The organism is Caulobacter henricii (genome assembly GCF_001414055.1).
In the GTDB taxonomy this organism is placed as follows: Bacteria; Pseudomonadota; Alphaproteobacteria; order Caulobacterales; family Caulobacteraceae; genus Caulobacter; species Caulobacter henricii.
Window position 1 is genome coordinate 996,026 of sequence record NZ_CP013002.1, and the last position, 20,973, is coordinate 1,016,998.

General features: G+C 67.9%; 20 protein-coding genes and 2 pseudogenes. 17 read left to right on the forward strand and 5 right to left on the reverse strand.

Annotated elements, in window-relative coordinates:
• The first annotated feature begins 234 nt into the window (after positions 1–234).
• From AQ619_RS04735 to murD, 8 genes are read left to right on the forward strand one after another with little or no spacing between them, the layout of a single operon-like run.
• On the forward strand, positions 235–699 hold the full coding sequence (locus AQ619_RS04735; protein ID WP_062151271.1) for a division/cell wall cluster transcriptional repressor MraZ: 465 nt from the start codon (positions 235–237) through the stop codon (positions 697–699).
• Positions 696–1,634, forward strand: a complete 939-nt coding sequence (rsmH, locus tag AQ619_RS04740) for a 16S rRNA (cytosine(1402)-N(4))-methyltransferase RsmH (RefSeq protein ID WP_062144994.1) — start codon at positions 696–698, stop codon at positions 1,632–1,634. Before AQ619_RS04735 ends, rsmH begins: the two co-directional genes overlap by 4 nt.
• On the forward strand, positions 1,631–2,062 hold the full coding sequence (ftsL, locus tag AQ619_RS04745) for a cell division protein FtsL (RefSeq protein ID WP_062144997.1): 432 nt from the start codon (positions 1,631–1,633) through the stop codon (positions 2,060–2,062). Before rsmH ends, ftsL begins: the two co-directional genes overlap by 4 nt.
• Positions 2,059–3,822 carry a peptidoglycan D,D-transpeptidase FtsI family protein gene (locus AQ619_RS04750; protein WP_062144998.1) on the forward strand — a complete coding sequence of 588 codons (1,764 nt, stop codon included), beginning with the start codon at positions 2,059–2,061 and terminating at the stop codon, positions 3,820–3,822. The genes ftsL and AQ619_RS04750 overlap by 4 nt, the downstream gene beginning before the upstream one ends.
• Positions 3,819–5,276: a UDP-N-acetylmuramoyl-L-alanyl-D-glutamate--2,6-diaminopimelate ligase gene (locus AQ619_RS04755; RefSeq protein WP_062144999.1), complete on the forward strand. Its 1,458-nt coding sequence runs from the start codon at positions 3,819–3,821 to the stop codon at positions 5,274–5,276. The genes AQ619_RS04750 and AQ619_RS04755 overlap by 4 nt, the downstream gene beginning before the upstream one ends.
• Entirely contained in the window at positions 5,269–6,657 is a 1,389-nt protein-coding gene (locus tag AQ619_RS04760) for a UDP-N-acetylmuramoyl-tripeptide--D-alanyl-D-alanine ligase (RefSeq protein WP_062145000.1), read from the forward strand. The genes AQ619_RS04755 and AQ619_RS04760 overlap by 8 nt, the downstream gene beginning before the upstream one ends.
• On the forward strand, positions 6,657–7,769 hold the full coding sequence (gene mraY, locus AQ619_RS04765; RefSeq protein ID WP_062145001.1) for a phospho-N-acetylmuramoyl-pentapeptide-transferase: 1,113 nt from the start codon (positions 6,657–6,659) through the stop codon (positions 7,767–7,769). Before AQ619_RS04760 ends, mraY begins: the two co-directional genes overlap by 1 nt.
• 11 nt (positions 7,770–7,780) lie before the next feature.
• Positions 7,781–9,190: a UDP-N-acetylmuramoyl-L-alanine--D-glutamate ligase gene (gene murD / locus AQ619_RS04770; protein ID WP_062145002.1), complete on the forward strand. Its 1,410-nt coding sequence runs from the start codon at positions 7,781–7,783 to the stop codon at positions 9,188–9,190.
• Between the two features lie 19 nt (positions 9,191–9,209).
• Here the strand turns inward: murD and AQ619_RS04775 are convergent, their stop codons facing one another.
• From AQ619_RS04775 to AQ619_RS04785, 3 genes and pseudogenes are all read right to left on the reverse strand, one after another.
• On the reverse strand, positions 9,210–9,677 hold the full coding sequence (locus AQ619_RS04775) for a DUF805 domain-containing protein (protein ID WP_062145003.1): 468 nt from the start codon (positions 9,675–9,677) through the stop codon (positions 9,210–9,212).
• Between the two features lie 275 nt (positions 9,678–9,952).
• A pseudogene (locus AQ619_RS19525) lies at positions 9,953–10,086 on the reverse strand (hypothetical protein); the annotation flags it as partial.
• 26 nt (positions 10,087–10,112) lie between these two features.
• Positions 10,113–10,727 (reverse strand): peptidylprolyl isomerase, encoded by a 615-nt coding sequence (locus AQ619_RS04785; RefSeq protein ID WP_062145006.1) that lies wholly within the window; start codon positions 10,725–10,727, stop codon positions 10,113–10,115.
• Between the two features lie 152 nt (positions 10,728–10,879).
• Between AQ619_RS04785 and ftsW the strand changes: the two genes are divergently transcribed.
• The 4 genes from ftsW (at position 10,880) to AQ619_RS04805 (ending at position 13,954) form a co-directional block, all read left to right on the forward strand.
• Positions 10,880–12,052 (forward strand): putative lipid II flippase FtsW, encoded by a 1,173-nt coding sequence (ftsW, locus tag AQ619_RS04790; RefSeq protein ID WP_062145009.1) that lies wholly within the window; start codon positions 10,880–10,882, stop codon positions 12,050–12,052.
• Position 12,053: 1 nt separating this feature from the next.
• Complete coding sequence (gene murG / locus AQ619_RS04795) at positions 12,054–13,142, forward strand: undecaprenyldiphospho-muramoylpentapeptide beta-N-acetylglucosaminyltransferase (protein WP_062145012.1); 1,089 nt, start codon at positions 12,054–12,056, stop codon at positions 13,140–13,142.
• Positions 13,143–13,208: 66 nt separating this feature from the next.
• A complete protein-coding gene (locus AQ619_RS04800; RefSeq protein ID WP_062145014.1) occupies positions 13,209–13,601 on the forward strand; it encodes a hypothetical protein in 393 nt (130 codons plus the stop codon).
• Complete coding sequence (locus AQ619_RS04805; RefSeq protein WP_062145017.1) at positions 13,598–13,954, forward strand: hypothetical protein; 357 nt, start codon at positions 13,598–13,600, stop codon at positions 13,952–13,954. The genes AQ619_RS04800 and AQ619_RS04805 overlap by 4 nt, the downstream gene beginning before the upstream one ends.
• A gap of 153 nt (positions 13,955–14,107) precedes the next feature.
• On the opposite strand, the gene AQ619_RS18990 is transcribed toward AQ619_RS04805, so the two are convergent.
• Entirely contained in the window at positions 14,108–14,200 is a 93-nt protein-coding gene (locus AQ619_RS18990; RefSeq protein ID WP_166504319.1) for a hypothetical protein, read from the reverse strand.
• A gap of 845 nt (positions 14,201–15,045) precedes the next feature.
• A complete protein-coding gene (locus AQ619_RS04810; protein WP_062151273.1) occupies positions 15,046–15,513 on the reverse strand; it encodes a hypothetical protein in 468 nt (155 codons plus the stop codon).
• A 197-nt stretch (positions 15,514–15,710) separates the two neighbouring features.
• Here AQ619_RS04810 and murC point away from each other — a divergent pair, with 197 nt between their 5' ends.
• The 5 genes and pseudogenes from murC (at position 15,711) to ftsQ (ending at position 20,947) form a co-directional block, all read left to right on the forward strand.
• Positions 15,711–17,129 (forward strand): UDP-N-acetylmuramate--L-alanine ligase, encoded by a 1,419-nt coding sequence (gene murC / locus AQ619_RS04815; RefSeq protein WP_062145020.1) that lies wholly within the window; start codon positions 15,711–15,713, stop codon positions 17,127–17,129.
• The gene (gene murB / locus AQ619_RS04820; protein ID WP_062145023.1) at positions 17,126–18,028 is read left to right on the forward strand and encodes a UDP-N-acetylmuramate dehydrogenase; all 903 of its coding nucleotides are present in this window, start codon (positions 17,126–17,128) and stop codon (positions 18,026–18,028) included. Before murC ends, murB begins: the two co-directional genes overlap by 4 nt.
• Positions 18,029–18,150: 122 nt before the next feature.
• Positions 18,151–19,632 carry a M20/M25/M40 family metallo-hydrolase gene (locus AQ619_RS04825; protein ID WP_084745761.1) on the forward strand — a complete coding sequence of 494 codons (1,482 nt, stop codon included), beginning with the start codon at positions 18,151–18,153 and terminating at the stop codon, positions 19,630–19,632.
• A gap of 210 nt (positions 19,633–19,842) precedes the next feature.
• A pseudogene (locus AQ619_RS18660) lies at positions 19,843–20,013 on the forward strand (D-alanine--D-alanine ligase); the annotation flags it as partial.
• Positions 20,014–20,035: 22 nt separating this feature from the next.
• Positions 20,036–20,947: a cell division protein FtsQ gene (gene ftsQ / locus AQ619_RS04830; protein ID WP_062145026.1), complete on the forward strand. Its 912-nt coding sequence runs from the start codon at positions 20,036–20,038 to the stop codon at positions 20,945–20,947.
• Positions 20,948–20,973: the final 26 nt, after the last annotated feature.

Below are 20,973 nucleotides of genomic sequence, written 5' to 3' on the forward strand. Positions count from 1 at the left end.
CGAGTCCTGAGGCCTTGCCGCGCCCGGACCTGACGGCCCCCAACACTTAACAGTTCTCTGTATGTTCTGTTGATGGCTTGTGATTTCCTGTCACGAGGTGGTGCGACATCTTTGTTTTCGCGGCAAAATGCCCGTCGGTGTCATTGTTTCCCAATTCATCCCATGTTAACCCAGTTGCATCGGGCGGCCTTGGGAAGGCGCGGCCGATGCGGGGTTTTGCAGGGGTTGGGCGAGGTGTTCCTCTCGACGTTCGAGAAGCAGGTGGACAGCAAGCGGCGCATCGTTGTGCCGCAGGACTTCCGCGCGGCGATCTCGGGCCCCTTTGACGGCGTGTTCTGCTTCCCCTCGATCGAGGCCGATTGCCTCGAAGGGGGCGGAAAAGCCCTGTTCGACCGCTATCTGGGCGTGATCGAGGAGCTGGAGTTCGGCGATCCGGTCCGCACCGCCCTGGAGACCAGTGTCCTGGGCGGCATGGCCAGGCTGTCATTTGATACAGCTGGTCGCATTACGCTGCCCGATCACCTGTGCGAGATGTTCGGCCTGAGTGATTGGGTGACTGTCGTCGGTATGGGTGAGCGTTTTCAGATCTGGTCGCGGGAGGCCTTCCAGGCCCATCGCGCCGCGCAGCGCGAGCTGGCCCGCGAGGGTCTGGCTGCCCTGCGGGTCCAGCAGCGCACGGCCCGCCTGGGTGGTGCATGACCGAGGCGGCACCCCACATCTCCGTCCTGCTGGACGAAGTGGTCGAGGCCCTGGCGGCCGGGCCCGGCGACACCATCATCGATGGCACCTTCGGGGCGGGCGGCTATACCCGCGCCATCCTGGCCACCGGGGCCAGTGTCGTGGGCTTCGACCGTGACCCGACCGTGCAGCGCTTCACCGAAGGCCTGCCGACCGACCGCTTCCGCCTGATCCAGGACCGCTTCTCGCGGATGGCCGAGCATTTCGAGCCGCAGTCGGTCGACGGTGTGGTGCTGGATATCGGCGTCTCGTCCATGCAGCTGGACGAGGCCGAGCGCGGCTTTTCGTTCATGCGCGACGGTCCGCTGGACATGCGGATGAGCGATACGGGCCCGACTGCCGCCGATCTGGTCAATGGCCTGGACCAGGTGGAATTGGCCCGCATCCTCTATGTCTATGGCGAGGAGCACGCCTCGCGGCGCATCGCCAGCTTCATCGTGCGCCGGCGCGAGGAGCGCCCGTTCGAGCGCACCCTGGACCTGGCCCATGTCATCGAGCGCGCCCTCGGCGGCCGCAAGGGCGCCAAGGTCCATCCGGCCACCCGCTCGTTCCAGGGACTGCGGATCGCGGTCAATGAAGAGCTGGCCGAGCTGGAGGCGGGTCTTGCCGCTGCAGAGCGGATCCTCAAGCCCGGCGGCCGGCTGGCGGTGGTGAGCTTCCATTCCCTGGAAGACCGCATCGTCAAGAATTACCTGGCCGAACGGGCCGGGCGCACGCCGGGCGGCTCGCGCCATCTGCCCCAGGCCCCAGCCGGAGCCCCGTCCAGCTTCCAGCTGATCGCCAACAAGGCCATTGCGCCCAGCGAGGCCGAGCTGGCCGTCAATCCGCGCGCCCGCTCCTCCAAGCTCCGCGCCGCCCGCCGCACGGACGCGCCGATCTGGGTCGCGGCCTCATGAGCGTCGCGGGCCTGTTCAATCGTCGGGTTCGCGGGTTTCGGGTGGTCGAGGTGGTCGGCATGGGTGTGCTGCTGACCCTGGTCACCGGCGTCTATCTGGCCAAGACCGTCGCGGGTCGCGAGCGCAACGAGATCGCCCGCATCGAACGCGAGATCGAGGACGAGCAGGCCCGCAAGCGTCTGCTCGAGGCCGAGGTGGCTCACCTGGAGCAGCCACGCCGCATCGAGGCCCTGGCCATCGCCATGGGCCTGCAGCACATTCCGGCCTCCCGCGAGACCACCGAAGACGCCCTGGTCGACGTGGCCCGCCATCATGCCGCGCCGGCCCCGGTCGACCTGTCGCCGGCGACCGTGGCTCCGGACGCCCTGGCGGCCGATGCGCCGGAGCCGGTTCCCGCTGATCCTCCAGTTGCGGGGCCGACGCGATGAGCCTGGCCAATCTCGGACCTTCCGGCTTTCAGCCCGGCGCCTGGCGCTGGCTGATCGAGCGCGTCTGGCGGCTGGAGCATGCCTTCGAGCGTTCGCGTGCCGCCGCCAAGCCCGAAGACGACACCCGCATCCGCATCTTCTTCGTCATGGCCTTTTTCGGCCTGTGCTTTGTCGGTCTGGGTCTGGGGGCCAGCTTCTCGGCCCTGTTCGCCCATGTCGGCCGCGGCAATGGCTTCCTGGCCTCGACCGAGGGCGCGCGCGGCGACCTGGTCGATCGCGATGGCCGTCTGCTGGCCGTCGACCTGACCCACTACGCCCTCTATGTCGATCCGCGCGAGGTCTGGGACAAGGCCGAAGCCCGTCGCGCCCTGGGCAAGGCCCTTCCGGAAGTGCCGGCCAAGCGCCTGGACAAGGTGGTCTTCGGTGACCGCCGCACCTTCCTGCTCGGCGGCCTGACCCCGGAGCAGAAGGCCAACATCTTCGATCTGGGCCTGCCGGGCATCTCTTTCGAGGAACAGGGCCGGCGCATGTATCCGCTGGGGGCCACGGCGGCCCATCTGGTCGGTTTTGTCGACAGCGGCGGACGGGGTCTGGCCGGGGCCGAGCGGGCCCTCGACAAGCCGATCCGGCTGGCAGCCGGCGGTGGAGGCCCCACGGCCCTGTCCATCGACATCCGCGTCCAGGCGGCCCTGGAAGACGAGCTGCGCAAGGCCGCGATCGAGTTCCAGCCGCGCGGCGCGGTTGGCCTGGTGACCAATGTCCACACCGGAGAAATCCTCGGCCTGGCCAGCTATCCCGACTTTGATCCCAACAAGGCCGGGACCGCCACCGACGACCAGAAGCTCAACCGGGCGGCCGGGTCGGTCTATGAGATGGGCTCGACCTTCAAGGCCTTCACCGTGGCCATCGGTCTCGACACCGGCGTGGCCACCCCGACCTCGACCTTCGATGCCCGCGAGCCCTACAAGCTGGGCTATCGCACCATCCATGACTATCACGCCGCCAAGGCGATCCTGAACCTGGTCGAGGTGTTCAAGCACTCGTCCAATATCGGTACGGCCAAGCTGGCGGTGGGGGTCGGGGCCCAGCGCCTGAGCCAGTATTTCAACAATCTGGGCCTGACCAAGCCGGCCAAGGTCGAGCTGCTGGAATCGGCCCGTCCCCTGACGCCGCGCAAGTGGAACGAGGATGCGGTGGCCTCGACCTCGTTCGGCCATGGCATGAACGTCACGCCCCTGGCCCTAGCCGAGGCCATGGGACCCCTGCTGAACGGCGGCACCCGTCCGCCCCTGACGATCCGCAAGCTGCCCCAGGGGGTACGCCCCGAGGGGCCGCGGGTGCTCAGCGAGGAAACCTCGCAGCAGATGCTGCGGATCATGCGCGCCAATGTCATTCCGGGCGAGGGCGGCAGCGGCGGCAAGGCCGACGTGGCCGGCCTGTCGGTCGGCGGCAAGACCGGCACCGGCGAGAAATATGACCCGGCCCTCAAGGCCTATAACCACCAGCGTCAGGTCTCGTCCTTCGCGGCTGTGTTCCCGACCGAGGGCCCGCTGGAGGCTGACCGCTATTTCGTGCTGATCCTGCTGGACGAGCCCAAGGGCAATGCCCGCACCTTCGGTTTCTCGACCGGCGGCTGGGTGGCGGCCCCGGCGGCCGGCCGGGTGATCGAGCGCATCGCGCCGTTCGTGGGAATCCGCCGCAAGGCCGAGATCGTGAGCGTCGCCAATTCGACAACTGCCAACCCGGGGACGGGCCTGTGACCAAGACGCTTTCCGACCTTCTGCAGCGCGACCTGGCTGAAAATCCGGTGATCACCGGCGTCACGGCCGACAGTCGCAAGGTCGGGCCCGGAACCCTGTTTGCGGCCCTGCCCGGGACCAAGGTCGACGGGGCCAGCTTCGCCCCCGGGGCCATTGCCGCCGGTGCGGCCGCCGTCCTGGGGCCGGTCGGCATGGAGACCTTCTCGGTCCCGACCGTGAAGGTCGAGGATCCCCGCCGGGCCTATGCCCTGGCCTCCGCTGCCTTCTGGGGCCGCCAGCCGCCGGTCTGCATCGCGGTGACCGGCACCAACGGCAAGACCTCGGTGGCCGGCTTCTGTCGCCAGATCTTCGCCAGGCTCGGCCACAAGGCCGCCAGCATGGGGACCCTGGGCGTGGTGGTCAGCGGCCCCGGCGTCGCGGACCAGCAACTGACCCCGCCCGGCCTCACCACCCCTGATGCGGCCGATGTCGCCGAGATGATGGCCCGTCTGGCCGCCGACGGCGTCACCCACCTGGCGGTCGAGGCCTCGTCGCACGGTGTCGATCAGCGCCGGCTGGACGGCGTCACCCTGTCGGCCGCCGGCTTTACCAACTTCACCCAGGATCACCTCGACTATCACGGCTCGATGGAGGCCTATCGCGAGGCCAAGCTGCGCCTGTTCGACACCCTGCTTCCGCGGGGTGCCACGGCCGTGCTCAACAGTGACAGCGAGGCCTTCGGGGTCTTTGCCGCCAGTGCCGTGACCTCAGGCCAGAGCGTGTTCTCGGTCGGCGATGACGGGCAGGGGCTGAAGCTGGTCTCGCGCGCCCTGGCGCCGCACGGCCAGATCCTGACGGTCGAGGCCGCAGGCCAGACCTATACCATCGACCTGCCCCTGGCCGGGGGCTTCCAGGCCAGCAATGTGCTGATCGCTGCCGGCCTGTGCATCGCGACCGGCGAAGATACCGCCGCTGTCCTCAAGGCGCTGGAGAGCCTGGAAGGTGCGGCCGGGCGGCTGCAGCGGGTCGGGCGCGGAGCGCGGGGCGGCGAGGCCTATGTCGACTATGCCCACACCCCGGACGGACTGGAGACCGTCCTGGACGCCCTGCGGCCGCACACCACCGGCAAGCTGATCGTGGTGTTCGGGGCCGGCGGTGACCGCGACCGCGGTAAGCGGCCGCTGATGGGCGAGATCGCCGCGCGCCTCGCCGATGTGGCCATCGTCACCGACGACAATCCGCGTTCGGAGGATCCTGCCACGATCCGCGCCGCCATCCTCGAGGCTGCGCTCGGCGCGACCGAGATCGGCGATCGCCGCGCCGCCATCCGTGCCGCCGCCGCGCAGATGGCCGAGGGCGACGTGCTGGTGGTCGCCGGCAAGGGCCACGAGCAGGGCCAGCTGGTCGCCGGGGTCAACCATCCGTTCGATGACGTCACCGAAACCCTCGCCGCTCTGGAGGCCGCCGATGTCTGAGCCTCTCTGGACCGCAGACGAGATCGCCGCCGCCACCGGCGGCCGGGTCGCCGGGGACTTCGTCGCCACGGGCGTCTCGATCGACAGTCGCAGCCTCTCGCCCGGCGACCTGTTCGTGGCCCTGACCGGTGCCCGCGACGGCCATGAGTTCGTTGTCCAGACGGCCGACAAGGGCGCGGCCGGGGCCCTGGTCTCGCGGCCGGTGCCGGTTCCGGCCGTGCTGGTCGAGGATACCTTCCGGGGGCTGGAGCGCCTGGGCGAGGCGGCCCGGCTGCGCGCCCCCCAGACCCGTCGCGGGGCCGTGACCGGTTCGGTCGGCAAGACCAGCGTCACCCGCGCCATCGAGGCCGGCCTGCGTCTGGCCGGCAAGGCCCATGCCTCGGTCAAGTCGTACAACAATCATCTCGGCGTGCCCCTGACCCTGGCCCGCATGCCGCGCGACACCGAACGCGCCGTGTTCGAGGTCGGCATGAACCACGCCGACGAGATCACCCCGCTGTCACGCTTCATTCGTCCGCATGCCGTGGCCATCACCACGGTTGGCCCGGTGCATCTGGAAAACTTCGCCGATGGCGAGGCAGGCGTCGCCCGGGCCAAGGCCGAGATCTTTGCGGGCCTTGAGCCCGAGGGCATCGCGGTCCTGAACGCCGACAATCCCTGGTTCGACCTGCTCAAGGCCGAGGCCGAAAAGGCCGGGGCGGCGATCTGGAGCTTCGGCACGGGCGAGGGCGTCACGGCGCGCCTGACCGGCTTTGAGGCCCATGCGACCGGCGCGGTCGTGTCCATGGTGCTGCGCGGCGAGGCCATCGACTTCCCGATCCTGCAGACCGGTGTCCACTGGGGCCCCAACAGCCTGTGTGTGCTGCTGATGCTGGAGGCCCTGGGCGTTTCGCGCGAGATCGCGCTGCAGGCCCTGGCCGCCTTCGAGCCGATCGAGGGGCGCGGGGCCGAGGCCGTGGTCCGGATCGACGGGGGTTCCTTCACCCTGGTCGACGAGAGCTACAACGCCAATCCGGTCTCGATGCAGGCGGCCCTGAAGACCCTCGGAGCCCGCAAGGTCGAGGGACGGCGCATCGCCGTCCTGACCGATATGCTCGAACTGGGCGAGGGCAGTGCCGAGTTTCACGCCGGGCTTGCAGAGCCCCTGGAGGCCGCCGGGGTCGATCTCGCCTTTCTTGCAGGCGTCCACATGAAATCACTGTGGGAGGCGCTTCCGCCGACTCGGCGAGGCGGCTACGCGGAGGTTACCGAAAAGTTAACAGCGGCGCTGACGGCCTCGATCCGGCCTGGCGACGTGGTGGTGGTGAAGGGGTCGAATGGCTCCAGGGCCGGCGATCTTGCCAGGGCCCTGGCGGCGCTTGATCTCGGGGGACGGGGCTGATGCTGTATTTTCTCTACGAATGGCTGGCGCGCGGGCAGGAGCACGTGCCGCTGCTGAACCTGCTGAAGTACCTGACCTTCAGGACCGGCATGGCGATGCTCACCGCCTACATCGTCGCCGTGGCCATGGGCTCGCGCTTCATCCGCTGGATGAAGGCCAAGCAGGGCAAGGGCCAGCCGATCCGTACCGACGGCATTGCCCGCCACGTCACCGAAAAGGCCGGCACCCCGACCATGGGCGGGTTCATGATCCTGGCCGGCCTGTTCGTCGGGGCCATTCTGTGGGCCGATCTGAGCAATATCCATGTCTGGGTCGTGCTGCTGATCACCGGCAGCTATGGCGTGCTGGGCTTCATGGACGACTATGCCAAGGTCACCAAGCAGACCACGGCCGGCCTCTCCAGCGTCCAGAAGCTGATCGCCCAGTTCGCCGTGGCCATCATTGCCGCCGTCCTGCTGATCCTGTTCGCACCGCGTTCGGAGATGGCCCCCGGCATGGAGACCAGCCTGGTCTTCCCGTTCTTCAAGACCCTGGTGATCAATCTCGGCTGGTTCTACGTGGCCTTCGCCGCTGTCACCATCGCCGGCTTCTCCAATGCCGTAAACCTGACCGACGGCCTCGACGGCCTGGCCATCGTGCCGGTGATGATCGCCGCCGCGACCTTCGGCCTGATCACCTACCTGGTCGGCAACTACAAGTTCGCCGACTATCTGAACCTGCACTTCGCGCCCGGCGTCGGCGAGCTGGCCGTGCTGTGCGGCGCGATCATCGGCGGGGGCATGGGCTTCCTCTGGTACAATGCCCCGCCGGCCAAGATCTTCATGGGCGACACCGGCTCCCTGGCCCTGGGCGGCGCCCTGGGCGCGATCGCCGTCTGCTCCAAGCATGAACTGGTGCTGGGCATTGTCGGCGGCCTGTTCGTGGCCGAGGCGCTCAGCGTCATCATCCAGGTCGGCTACTTCAAGAAGACCGGCAAGCGCGTCTTCCTGATGGCCCCGATCCACCACCATTTCGAAAAGCTGGGCTGGCCTGAATCCACCGTCGTGATCCGCTTCTGGATCGTGGCGATGATGCTGTCCTTCATCGGCCTCGCCACCCTGAAGCTGCGGTAGGGAGACCTGTCATGATCCCCGTCCGTGGTTTCGAGGGCAAGACCGTCGCTGTGTTCGGCCTGGGCCGCACCGGCCTGACGGCCGCACGCGCCCTTGTCGCCGGCGGCGCCCATGTGGCGCTGTGGGACGAGAACCCCGCCAGCCAGGACGCCGCCCGGGCGGAAGGCTTCAAGGTTGTGGATCTGCGCTCGGCCGACTGGAGCCATTTCGCGGCCCTGATGCTGTCGCCCGGCGTGCCCCTGACCCATCCCCAGCCTCACTGGACGGTGAAGATGGCCCGCGACGCCGGGGTCGAGATCCTCGGCGACATCGAGCTCTTCGCCCGCACGGTCAATGCCGCCCCGCCGCACAAGCGGCCCAAGATCATCGCCATCACCGGCACCAACGGCAAGTCCACCACCACGGCCCTGATCGGTCACCTCTGCGCCTCGGCCGGCCGCGACACCCGGGTCGGCGGCAATATCGGCACCGGCGTGCTGGGCCTCGACGACATGCACGGCGGCGCCGTCTATGTGCTGGAACTCTCCTCGTACCAGCTGGACCTGACCAGCAGCCTCAAGGCCGACGCCACGGTTCTGCTCAACATCTCGCCTGACCATCTGGACCGGCACGGCGGCATGGACGGCTATATCGCCGCCAAGCGCCGGATCTTCCTCAACCAGGGCAAGGGCGACACCGCCATCATCGGGGTCGACGATCCCTGGTGCCAGCAGATCTGCACCGAGATCACCGCCGCCAACCGCCGCACCATCTGGCCGATCAGCGCCGGCAAGGCCATGGGCCGGGGCGTCTATGCCCTGCAGGGCGTGCTCTATGACGCCACCGGCGACCGGGTCACCGAGATGGCCGACCTGCTGCGGGCCCGCAGCCTGCCGGGCCGCCACAACTGGCAGAACGCCTGCGCCGCCTATGCGGCCGCAACCGCGATCGGCATTCCGGCCCAGGATGCCGTCGAGGGTCTGCTGACCTTCCCGGGCCTGGCCCACCGCATGGAGACGGTCGGCACGCTGGGCCGGGTGCGCTTTGTCAATGACAGCAAGGCCACCAATGCCGACGCCGCCCGCCAGGCGATGAGCAGCTATCCCAAGTTCTACTGGATCGCCGGCGGCGTGGCCAAGGCCGGCGGCATCAGCGAACTGGCCGACCTGTTCCCGCGCGTCGCCAAGGCCTATCTGATCGGCGAGGCCTCCCTGGCCTTCGGCCAGACCCTCGAGGGCAAGGCCCCGATCCGCCACTGCGCCTCCCTGGAGATCGCCACGGCGGCCGCCTATTCCGACGCACTGGACAGTGGCGAGGACGCGATTGTCCTGCTGTCGCCGGCCTGCGCCTCGTTCGACCAGTTCAGCGACTTCGAAGCCCGGGGCGAGGCGTTCCGGGCGGCGGTTGAAGGGCTGGGGAAGATCGGGGCCAAGGCGGGGTAGGGGTTTGGGGCGGGAGCGCTCAGATACCGAAGATGGGCTCGGGGGCAGGCTTCTCTCCGTATCTATTCGCCTGTCTAGAACCCGGAACAAGACCGACGGTGATGACAAGTAGCCAGTAGGCTACGATCCCTCCGATTGCCGTCGGCAAAATCCATTCCTGACTGGTCAATCCGAGGCGATTGATCATTTCTTGAGTTAAGAATGAATTCGCCAGCATGATAACGACTAGTACTGAGATGAACGGTGCTTGCCACCATCCACTTAGACCAAAGTCCTGCAGCCGTCGGGCTATCAGACTACACTTGAAGGCGAGCGCGACTAGTGCCACGCCGACAAGCATCTGTACCCATGGCCAAGCTGTCACTTCATTGAATAGCTGGCCGATCCCTGACCAGATCATCATGCCAAACCAGTAACTTTTACGAGCCATGCGGCCTTTAAAGGTGAACTGGAGGTATGACTTCCAAAAGGTCAGGTGAGGCCTCAAGGGTATATTCCAGGTTGAGTTTCAATCAGTCGTAGCAGTTCGCTGGGCGTTTGTCCTCACCCGCTAACGCGGGTGCAGCCCGTCCTAAAACCCTTGGTGGAATTGGAGCTCTGGCTGACGGCCTCGTCAAGGACGACGCTCTCGCGTCGCCGCGAGGCGGCGGCCCAGCAGGGGCCGTCCTTGACGAGGCCGGCAGCCAGAGCAAGCTCGCCTCCAAGGGTTTCAGGGCGCGGCCTGACCGCTGGGCCTGTCTTGCGAAGCTCAACCTTATCGACCGTCATTCCCGCCCTTGTGGCGGGAACCCCTGGTTCAGCTGAACCGTGAAACGCCAGCGAAGTGCGCGCGCACTTCGCCCCTCCTGCACCTGCGGCGGACAGAGGGGTTCCCGCCACAAGGGCGGGAATGACGGTGAGTTATGGCGTTGGCGGGGCGTGACTAGACGACCCGCCTGACCCCCACGATCGCCACCGGCGGGTTGATCATCTGGCCCTTCATGCTCGGGTTCTGCGGAACGCCGTCGGACTTGGAGGCCAGGATCTTCCTCACCACGTCCATGCCCTTGACCACCGTGCCGAAGGCCGCGAAGCCCTGGGTGTCGCCCTTGCCGCCGGGCTTGGCGTCGAGATAGGCCATCGGGCTGGCGCAGATGAAGAAGTCGGCCGTGGCGCTGCCCGGCTCGTTGCGGGCCATCGAGATGGTGCCCGTCTTGTGTCTGATCCCCGTCATCCGGGTGCTCTCATGGGCGATGGGCGCGAAGCGGCGGGTGCGGATCGAGGGGCCGGCCTGGATCGAGCCGTTGGCCGGCGCGCCCTTGGACCGTGAGGCGCGATAGAAGCTGCCGCCGTCGAACTTTTTCTTGTCCACATAGCGCAGGAAGTTGGCGCTGGTGACCGGGGCCTTCTGGTCTTCCAGCTCCACCACGATGACGCCGAGGCTCGTCTCGATGGCGACGCGGGGTTTCGGGGCCCGGGCCAGGGCGCGCAGGGGTGTGGCGAGCAGCAGGCCGGTCCCGAGCAGCAGGCCCCGGCGGGCGATCCAGGCGGTGTTCATCGGTGTCCCCGGTCAGAATGCGATGGCGTCACCCTTAGCGCGCCGCCGCCGTGCCATCCACCGGCGAAAAGCCCGCAACCATTCGCCGCATATCCCCGGACAACAGGGGCGGCAGCAATGTTCCATTAACCCTGCGCGCCGACTCTCCGGCCATGGCCACCCAGACCACCCACGCCTTTGCCAGAACCGACCGCACCGCGATCGGCATCTGGTGGTGGACGACGGATCGCTGGCTGCTGGGGGCCACGGCGATCCTGGTCACCCTGGGCGTGCTGCTGTCCTTTGCCTCCAGCCCGGCGGCGGCCCAGAGGATCGGCATCGACGACCAGTTCCATTTCGCCCTGCGCATGTGCGTCTTCGCCAGCGCCTCGGCGGTGATCCTGCTGGGCACCTCGATGCTGTCGCCAAAGGGCGTGCGGCGGGTGGCCTTCTTCATCTATGTGGCGTCCATCGCCGTGATGATCGCCCTGCCGTTCATCGGTCACAACGCCAAGGGGGCGACCCGCTGGGTGCAGTTCGCCGGCTTCACCCTGCAGCCGTCGGAGTTCATGAAGCCGGCCCTGATCGTGCTGGTCTCGTGGATGTTTGCCGAGGGCCAGAAGGGCGAGGGGGTGCCGGGGGTCTCGATCGCCTTCCTGCTCTATGCCATCGCCGTCGCCCTGCTGCTGATCCAGCCCGATGTCGGCCAGACCGTGTTGATCACCGTCGCCTTCGGGGCCGCCTTCTGGATGGCCGGGGTGCCGATCTCCTGGATCATGGGCCTCGGCGGCGTGGCGGTGGCCGGCCTGTTCTCGACCTATTTCCTGTTCGACCACGTCCATGCCCGGGTGCAGAAGTTCCTCAGCCCCGACCAGGCCGACACCCACCAGATCACCCGCGCCGCCGAGGCCATCCATGCCGGCGGCCTGTTCGGTCGCGGGCCGGGCGAGGGGGTGATGAAGCGCCACGTGCCCGACCTGCACACCGACTTCATCTATTCGGTGGCGGCCGAGGAATATGGCCTGGTCTTCTCCCTGGCCCTGATCAGCCTGTTCGCCTTCGTGGTGGTGCGCGGCATGCTGAAGGCGATGAAGCTTTCCGACACCTTCGAGCAGGTGGCGGCGGCCGGATTGTTCGTGCTGGTGGGCCAGCAGGCGATGATCAATATCGCCGTGAACTTGAACATGATCCCGACCAAGGGCATGACGCTTCCGTTCATCAGCTACGGGGGATCGTCGATGCTGGCTATGGGACTGACTCTGGGCCTGGCCCTGGCCCTGCTGCGCAAGCGCCCCGGCGCCTATGGCCCCTCCAGCGACTTCATGCAGGGCGGCGCGTTCCACTAAGATGAGCAAGCTTGCCGTTGTCGCCGCCGGAGGAACCGGCGGCCATATGTTCCCTGCCCAGGCCCTGGCCGAGGCCCTCAGCGCCCGGGGCTGGCGCGTGGTGCTGGCCACCGATGATCGCGGCGCGATCTATGCCGACAAGTTCCCGGCCGAGGAGCGTCTGGCCCTGTCGGCCGCCACGGCCAAGGCCGGCGATCCGATCGGCATGCTCAAGGCTGGCTTCGTGGTCGCCCAGGGTGTGCTGCAGGCCAGGGCCGCCTTCAAGCGCCTGGACCCGGCCGTCGTCGTCGGCTTCGGCGGCTATCCCGCCCTGCCGGCCCTGCTCGGGGCCCTGAGCCAGGGCCGTCCGACCGTGATCCACGAGCAGAATGCGGTGCTGGGCCGGGTCAACCGCTTCCTGGCCCCCCGCGTCAATGAAGTGGCCTGCGCCTTCCCGATCCTGGAAAAGGCCACCCCCGCCGTCCAGACCCGCGCCCATGTGGTCGGCAATCCCGTGCGCCCCCCCGTGCGCGCCCTCTATGAGGTGCCCTATCTCGCGCCGGAGGTGCAGCTGCGCATCCTGGTCACCGGCGGCAGCCAGGGCGCGCGCCTGCTGTCGGAACTGATCCCCGAGGCCGTCGCCAAGCTGCCCGAGGAGATCCGCGGCCGCCTGAAGGTCTTCCAGCAGGCCCGGGCCGAGAGCCTGGAACAGGCCCGCAAGGTCTATCGCAATGCCATGGTCGACTGCGAGGTCGCGCCCTTCTTCCGCGACATGGCCGGCTATCTGCGCCAGTCGCACCTGGTGATCGGCCGCTCCGGCGCCTCGACCTGCACAGAACTGGCCGTCGCCGGCCGGCCCTCGATCCTGGTGCCCCTGAAGATCGCCGCCGACGACCACCAGCGGTTCAATGCCCGGCTGCTGGAAGAGGCCGGCGGCGCGGCCGTGTGCTTCGAGGACGAACTGACCGTCGACGCCATGGCCGGGGCCCTCAAGGCCCTGCTCAAGAACCCCGAGCGCCTGGCGCGGATGGCCGAAGGCGCGCGCAGCGTGGCCAAGCCGAATGCGGCCGAGGACCTGGCCGATCTGGTGGAGAAGACGGCGCGGCGCTAGCGCTCGCGGGAGTTGCCATTTTGTTCTTATCGCGCTAGGCTTGTGCTGCGGGATGGGAGCAGGGCGATGCGGCCGCCGTTTAGCTATGTGAAATGGCCGCACCGGCCCAGGGTGATCGGACCCCGGTTCATCCCCTATCTGGACGCCGCCGGCGACCCCCATGAGGCGTCCGTCCGCATCCGCATGGGCGCTCGAGCGATCAGCACCTTCGCGCACGTGAAGGGCTTCGAGCAGGACGAGCCTTTTGACCACCTGACGGGCCGGTTCTGGGTCGAGATCGACGGCCATCGCTGGGCCCATACGTTTCGCGGCAGCGACGACATCCACCTTGTGCGGCTCTGCCTGTGGTTTTCCGGCGACTGGCTGATCCGCACGGCGCAGGAGGCGGGCCTGACCCTGTTGCCGGACAGCGGGACGCCGATGACCACCTGGCCACAGCTGTTTGCGGCGCGGCCATGACCACAGCGGCGGTCGAGGATCTGGTGCTGGGGCCGCGCATGATCTCCTTTTGCCGGATCTCGCGCGAAGGTGCCGCCGCCGCCAATGATCATGATGACGAAGAGGGCTCGGTCCTGATGACCCTGCGGTCTCTCGCGTCCGGCGAGGTCATCGGCTGGGCCGATACCGACCTCGACGGCCAGACCGCCCGCCTCGAGACGCACGGCACGGATGAGCTGCAGGTCACCTATGAGCTGATCCAGCTCTCGGGGGCCTGGCTGATCGAGACCGCCAAGGCGCGGGGCCTGGTGCTGTTCGCCTGGGGGCAGGAGCCGACGCCGGTGGTGGTGCCGATGGATGTGTTTGAGCTGTGAGGGGGCTCTTGTTTCTGAGCGGAAACACGCAGCAGATCGAGCGCTACGATCCATCTCGATCAAGCTCCTGGACAGCGTCGCAGGCCGACCTCTCAGGTCGGTGCGATCCTTACATCTCCCGGAGGCTGTAGCGTGCCGGTCTGACCAGGTTGGTCAAGGACTGGCCTGCGGCCAGCCGCGCGGCGGCGGCGCGGAGCGCCGTCCTTGAGCAACCTGGTCAGACCGGCGATCGTCTCGCCGTGAGATGTAAGGATGGCTCCACCCGAGGGGCGGCGGCTTCCCAACTCAGAACTCACAATCCTCCGTCATCCCGGGACTTGTTCCCGGGACCCATTTGTCCGCTGTACGGACGGTGAAGGGATGGTCGATGGCGGGGCAACTGAACCATGGGTCCCGGGGACAAGCCCCGGGATGACGGGGTTGGGGGGGCGTGCGGCGGGTCTATCCCCGTTCCCGCACGGGGATAGCCGCCCCTCCGCCCCAACAACTTCAACGCCCTAACCGCCCCACCCTGCGTCACGATCCAAAAACGATGCAGCCCCCTGCAAAACGGCCGCATACTCCTCCTCGCTTCATCGCAAGGGGAGGGCGTCCAGCTGGCGGCCTGACGGGCGGTGGGGGCGGTTGTGCGGGTGCAAGAGGACAGGGGACGTAAACCTGTCCATCGGAGGAAGGCCAAGCCTCCGCCCGTCCGAAGGTTCGCTCCGGATCCCTCCGGAATCGGCGTGGCTTGCAGCCCCAGGGCTCAAGTCCGTCGCGAGGAGGGCAAGATCCGGGTGGGGTGAAGGGTTGAACCAGACCCGCGCGCCCCGGCCAGAGGGATAACAATCGTGCGGAGCGCTCCGGCCACGGCCGAAACGGTACTCCAATCACACTCCTCCGGGCCTGGCCCGGACGCTCCGCCGCCTCCCCAACTCGCCGGTGAAAACCGGTGAGGGCGCGAAGCTGTGCCTTCTCAAATCTTCGCTGTCATCCCGGACAAGCGCGCAGCGCGCCGATCCGGGACCGACATGGAACGCGGCGCTCAGGCGTCGGTCCCGGATCTTCGCCGTGCCGGCTCGTCCGGGATGACAACGGAGCGACCGCTCCCCTCAAGGCTCCGCCCCCGTCTCGATCAGCGGCCTTGCCAGTCCCACCGCCTGCTCGAGGCTGGTCGCCACCGCCACGCCGGCGAAGGGCTTCCAGCCGTCGCAGACGACCCGGGCCGCCGCTTCGTCGGCGCTGCCGGCCGGGATGGCGACGGGCGGGCGCGGGTCGCCGGTGACGGGACCTTCGCGGCCGCCGGTCCGGATGCTGGCAAAGCCGGCATGGCTGATGGTGCGGGCCTCGCAGTCGATGACCTCGTGCCGCCAGCCGCCCCAGTATTCATCGGCCCCGGCCTTGAAGCCGCCCTCGGTAACCTGCAGCAGGCGAAGCTTGGCGGTGCGGCCGGTCCACTGGACGCTGGTCATGTCGACGAAGACGGCGAAGCGGGCGACATCGGCCAAGCGCAGTTCAAGCGGGGCGGGCTGGGCCAGGGCGGGGGATGCGATGATCACCGCCAGGAGCGTGGCCGCCACGGCGAGGGGGCGACCTCCTCCTTCGACAGGCTCAGGATGAGGTCTATTGATAAGCTTGAGCTTCTCACGGCCGGTCATTCGAAATCCTCATCCTGAGCCTGTCGAAGGACGGGGATTTCGTCCACGGACGCCTGCCGTCACGCATTTTGCAAGATCGGCCGTTCCACCCTCGCTCCAGATCGTCTAATCGGCTTTGCATGATCCAGCGTCGACGCCCCGTACCCTTCGAACTCGGCCCCGTGCACTTCATCGGCATAGGCGGCATTGGCATGTCCGGCATTGCCGAGATCATGCTGCGCATCGGCTACACCGTTCAGGGCAGCGACGCCAAGGCCAGTGCCAATACCGAGCGGCTGGAAAAGCTGGGCGCGCGGATCTTCATCGGCCATGACGCGGCCCATGTCGAAGGTGCCTCGGCCATCGTCTATTCGACCGCCGTCAAGGCCGACAATCCGGAGATGGTCGCCGGCCGCGACAAGCGCCTTCCGCTGGTGCGGCGCGCCGAGATGCTGGCCGAGCTGATGCGCCTGCAGTTTTCCGTGGCCGTCGGCGGCACCCACGGCAAGACGACGACGACCTCGATGGTCGCGGCCCTGCTCGACGCCGGCGACCTGGACCCGACCGTGGTCAATGGCGGCATCATCAATGCCTATGGCACCAATGCCAAGGTCGGCGAGGGCGACTGGATCGTCGTCGAGGCCGACGAGAGCGACGGCTCGTTCCTGAAGCTGAAGTCGACCGTGGCCATCGTCACCAATATCGACGCCGAGCACCTGGATCACTGGGGCGACTTCGAGGCCGTCAAGAAGGGCTTCCGCGACTTCGTCGAGAACATCCCCTTCTACGGCTTTGCCGCGGTCTGCACCGACCATCCCGAGGTCCAGGCCCTGACCGCCCGGATCGAGAACCGGCGTCTGGTGACCTATGGCACCAATCCCCAGGCCGAGGTCCGGGTCTCCAACATCGCCATGGGCCCCGACGGCTCGACCTTTGACATCATCGTCTCGCCTCTGGCAGGCGAGCCGGTGCGCTATGACGGCCTGAAGATGCCGATGGCCGGGCACCACAATGTGCTCAATGCCACCGCCGCCGTGGCCGTGGCCCGCGAGCTCGGCGTCGATGCCGAGGCCATCCGGGCCGGTCTGGCCAGCTTCGGCGGGGTCAAGCGCCGCTTCACCACCACCGGCGTGGCCAATGGCATCCGCGTGGTCGACGACTATGGCCACCACCCGGTCGAGATCGCCGCCGTGCTGAAGGCTGCCCGCGCGGTGACGACCGGCAAGGTCATCGCCGTGGTCCAGCCGCACCGCTTCACCCGGCTGCGCGACCTGATGACCGAGTTCAGCTCGTGTTTCAACGACGCCGACACCGTGATCGTCGCCGACGTCTATACGGCGGGCGAAAGCCCGATCGAGGGCATCGACCGTGACGGTCTGGTCGAGGGCCTCAAGAAGTTCGGCCACCGCCGGGCCCTGCCGCTGGAAAACCCCACCGCCCTGCCGCGCCTCGTGGCCGCCGAAGCCACCAGCGGCGACCTCGTCGTCCTGCTGGGGGCCGGCGACATCACCACCTGGGCCTATGCGCTGCCCGGCCAGCTGGAAGCCCTGGCGAAGTGAGCTGGAAGGCTGTGCTTCCCGCCGTGCGCGGCAAGCTGCTGGTCGACGAGCCTCTGGCGCCGTTCACCTGGTTCCGGGTCGGCGGTCCGGCCGATGTCGTCTTCCTGCCGGCCGACGAGCAGGATCTGGCCGATTTCCTCAAGGCCCTGGATCCGGCCGTGCCGGTGCTGGCCATCGGGGTGGGCTCCAACCTGCTGGTCCGCGACGGCGGGGTCGAGGGCGTGGTCATCCGCCTGGGCAAGGGCTTCAACGGGGTCGAGCCCCTGGGTGACAACTGCATCCGGGCCGGCAGCGCCGTGCCCGACGCCATCCTGGCCCGCAAGGCGGCCGAGGCCGGTATCGCCGGTCTGGAATTCTATGCCGGCATCCCCGGCACGGTCGGCGGGGCGGTGATCATGAACGCCGGCTGTTATGGCTCCGAGACGGTCAATGTCGTCCGGTCGGTGCGGGTCATGGACCGGGCCGGTCAGGTACGCGAGCTGGCGGTCGAGGACCTGCACTATACCTACCGCCACAGCGTCCTGCAGGACGGCGAGACGGTGATCGTGCTCGATGCGGTCTATCAGGGCACGCCTGACGATCCGGCCGCGATCAAGGCCCGCATGGCCGAGATCACCGCCCGCCGCGAGACCACCCAGCCGATCCGCGACAAGACCGGCGGCTCGACCTTCAAGAACCCGCCGGGCCACTCGTCATGGAAGCTGGTCGACGAGGCCGGCTGGCGCGGCAAGCCGTTCGGCGGGGCGATGTTCTCGCCCCTGCATTCCAACTTCCTGATCAATACCGGCGAGGCGACGGCCGCCGATCTGGAAGGCCTGGGCGATACGGTGCGTGCTGATGTCCTGGCCAGGACCGGCATCCAGCTGGACTGGGAAATCAAGCGGATCGGACGGGTCTAGGCCGCAAGATGCTCCCCCTCCGGGCCACCTCCCCCAGAGGGGGAGGATCAAGCCGCGCATTGCTGACTTCTCCCGGTCCGCCGCGATGCTATGACAGGTCAAACTCCGGAGATTCCCTGCGCATGTTCCGCACCCTGCTGACCGCCGCCGCCGTGTCTGCCCTCCTGGTCGGTGGGGCCCAGGCCCAGACCGCCCCCCGGGCAAAGTCGGGGCTCAAGGCCCTGTTCGCCGGCAAGCCCGCCGCCCCCGCTGCGCCGGCGGCCGTGCCAGTCTCGCCCGAGGCCGTTGCCGTCGGCCTGCGCGACAAGGCCCTGCGCGATCACCTGGCCTGGGACATCACCGAGGACCTGACCACCAATATCGGCCCGCGCCTGGTCGGCTCGCCGGCCATGGAAAAGGCCAAGGACTGGGGCGTCGCCCAGTTCAAGGCCCTCGGCTTTACCAACATCAAGGTCGATGAGTTCGCCAAGGTGTCCTGGACGCGCGGCGAGGAAAGCGCCTGGCTGATGGCTCCCTATGCCATGAACCTCAACCCCGTGGGCCTGGGACGCACCGTCTCGACCCCGCCGGAGGGCGTCGAGGCCGAGGTGGCCCTGTTCAGGACCTATGCCGAGATGATCGCCGCACCGGAAGGCGCGCTGAAGGGCAAGATCGTGGTCATTACCCAGCCGATGGTCCGCGCCCAGGACGGGGCCGGCTATGGCGTGGCCGGCATCTCGCGCCGGGCCGGTCCGGTGGAAGCCGCCAAGCGCGGCGCCGTGGCCCTGCTGATCCGTTCGATCTCGACGTCGGACTCGTCGGTGCCCCATACCGGCAGCACGGCCAATGGCGAGGGCGTCGTGACCATCCCCGCCGCCGCGATCGGCGTGCCGGAAGCCGAGCAGCTCGAGCGCCTGTCCGCCAAGGGGCCGCTGCGCATCAAGCTGAAGCTGCAGTCGAGCTTCGATCCCAAGGACGTGGCCTGGAACATCTCGGGCGACATCCAGGGCTCGGAAAAGCCTGACGAAATCATCGTCATCGGCGGCCACCTCGACAGCTGGGACGTCGGCACGGGCGCCCTGGACGACGCCACCGGCATCGCCATCACCACGGCCGCCGCCAAGCTGATCGGTGACCTGCCCAGGCATCCCAAGCGCACGATCCGCGTCGTGATGTGGGGCTCGGAAGAAAGCGGCGGTTCGTCCGACGCCTATCTGGCCGCCAACAAGGACGGGCTGTCCAAGATCGTTCTGGCCGGCGAGAGCGACACCGGCGCGGACCGCATCTACAGCCTGCAGGTTCCGGCCGGGTCGCTGGACCATCCGGTGATCAAGACCGCGACCCGCGTGCTGATGCCGCTGAAGATCTATCTGGATCGGGCTCCGGCAGCCGGTGGCGGGGCCGACATCAGCGGTATCGAAGGCGCCGGCGTGCCGGTGATCAATCTCAACCAGGATGCCAGCCGCTATTTCGACTACCACCACACGGCCGATGACACCCTCAACAAGGTCGATCCGGTGCAGCTGGCCCAGAACGTGGCGGCCTGGGCGAGCTTCCTCTATCTGGTGGCCGACAGCGACATCGACTTCCGGGCCCTGAAGCCGGCGACGCCGGCGGCGCGCTGACCTCTCTCAGGCGGTTGTCCCCGAGGGCCTGGCCGGTCCGAGGCCCCGGGGGTGAGTCAAATGGTCCCATCGCCGCTTGAGATGAACCTTATTTGCTCATCCACAGGTTTCAAGGATGGTCATTTCAGGCGCGTTGGGGTCTGCGAAACCCGCAGCAAGCCCCTGTCTATCCGTTCTGCAGCAAGGGGTTGCGCCCCGGCGACGGGCGCTTTGGGCCTTACAGCCCTTGGTTGCCAAGGCGTAACCTGATCGGGCGCCTGTTATGACGACATTAACGACCTTCTGGTCCTTCTAGAGGTCCATACGCAGCCTGGCATGACACCGACTTCGCTTCCTCCTGAGCAAGCCGCCCGTGTCGGGATTTCGTTTGATCAACTGTAGTACTGGATCGTGGAGGACGCTTATGCCCGCTGTAGTGCGGGGGGGACCGCCTAAGCCTAGGCGCCCTCGGGCCGAAGTGCCCGCAAGTCCGAATAAGGCTCGTTCGGCTCCGCCCAAGGGCGCGCAGCCGGCCGCCAAACTGCGCGCCGCCAAGGGCGTGGGCTTGTCGCCCGCGTTCGCCTTGAGCGTCGCCGGCGCGGCTCTGGGGCTTGGACTTGTTGTGATGCTCGCGACCGGCCATCGGGCCGAGCGCCTGGTCACGGCTGCCCGCCAGGGCGTCGACGGCGAGTTCGCCACGGCCGGTTTCAAACTGAAGACCCTGCACGTCCAGGGGGCGTCCACCCAGGCCGACGCTGACATCCGCCGCGCCTCGGGCCTTTATCTCGATCAGCCGACCCTGGGCCTGGACCTGGCGGAGATCCGCCAGCGCGTCGAGACCGTGGGCTGGGTCAAGGAGGCCCGGGTCGTGCGCCTCCTGCCCGACACCGTGGTGATCGCCGTCGAGGAGCGTCCTGCCCTCGCCGTCTGGCAGAGCGGTGGCCGCATGCGCGTGATTGACGGCGAAGGCCGGGTGATCAGCGAGGCCGATGCCGCACGCTTCCCGCAACTGCCGCTGGTGGTGGGGCAGGGAGCCGACCAGGCCGCCGGCACCATCCTGCCGGCCGTCGCCGCCCGGCCGCGCCTGCGCGATCGGCTCGAGGCTCTGGTCCGGGTCGATGACCGGCGCTGGGACCTGCGCCTGAAGGATGGGTCTCTGATCCAGCTACCGGCGATCGACGAAGAATCCGCCCTGATCCAGCTGGATCAGTTGGACCAGAGACAACGAATCCTGGATCTGGGGTTTGCGCGCATTGATCTGCGCGATCCCGAGATGGTGGCTGTGAGACCCCGCGATGCGGCTCTGCCCGGGCAGACCGTGGCCGGTGGGGCGTAGGGATATGGTGTTGGGGTGCCGATAGC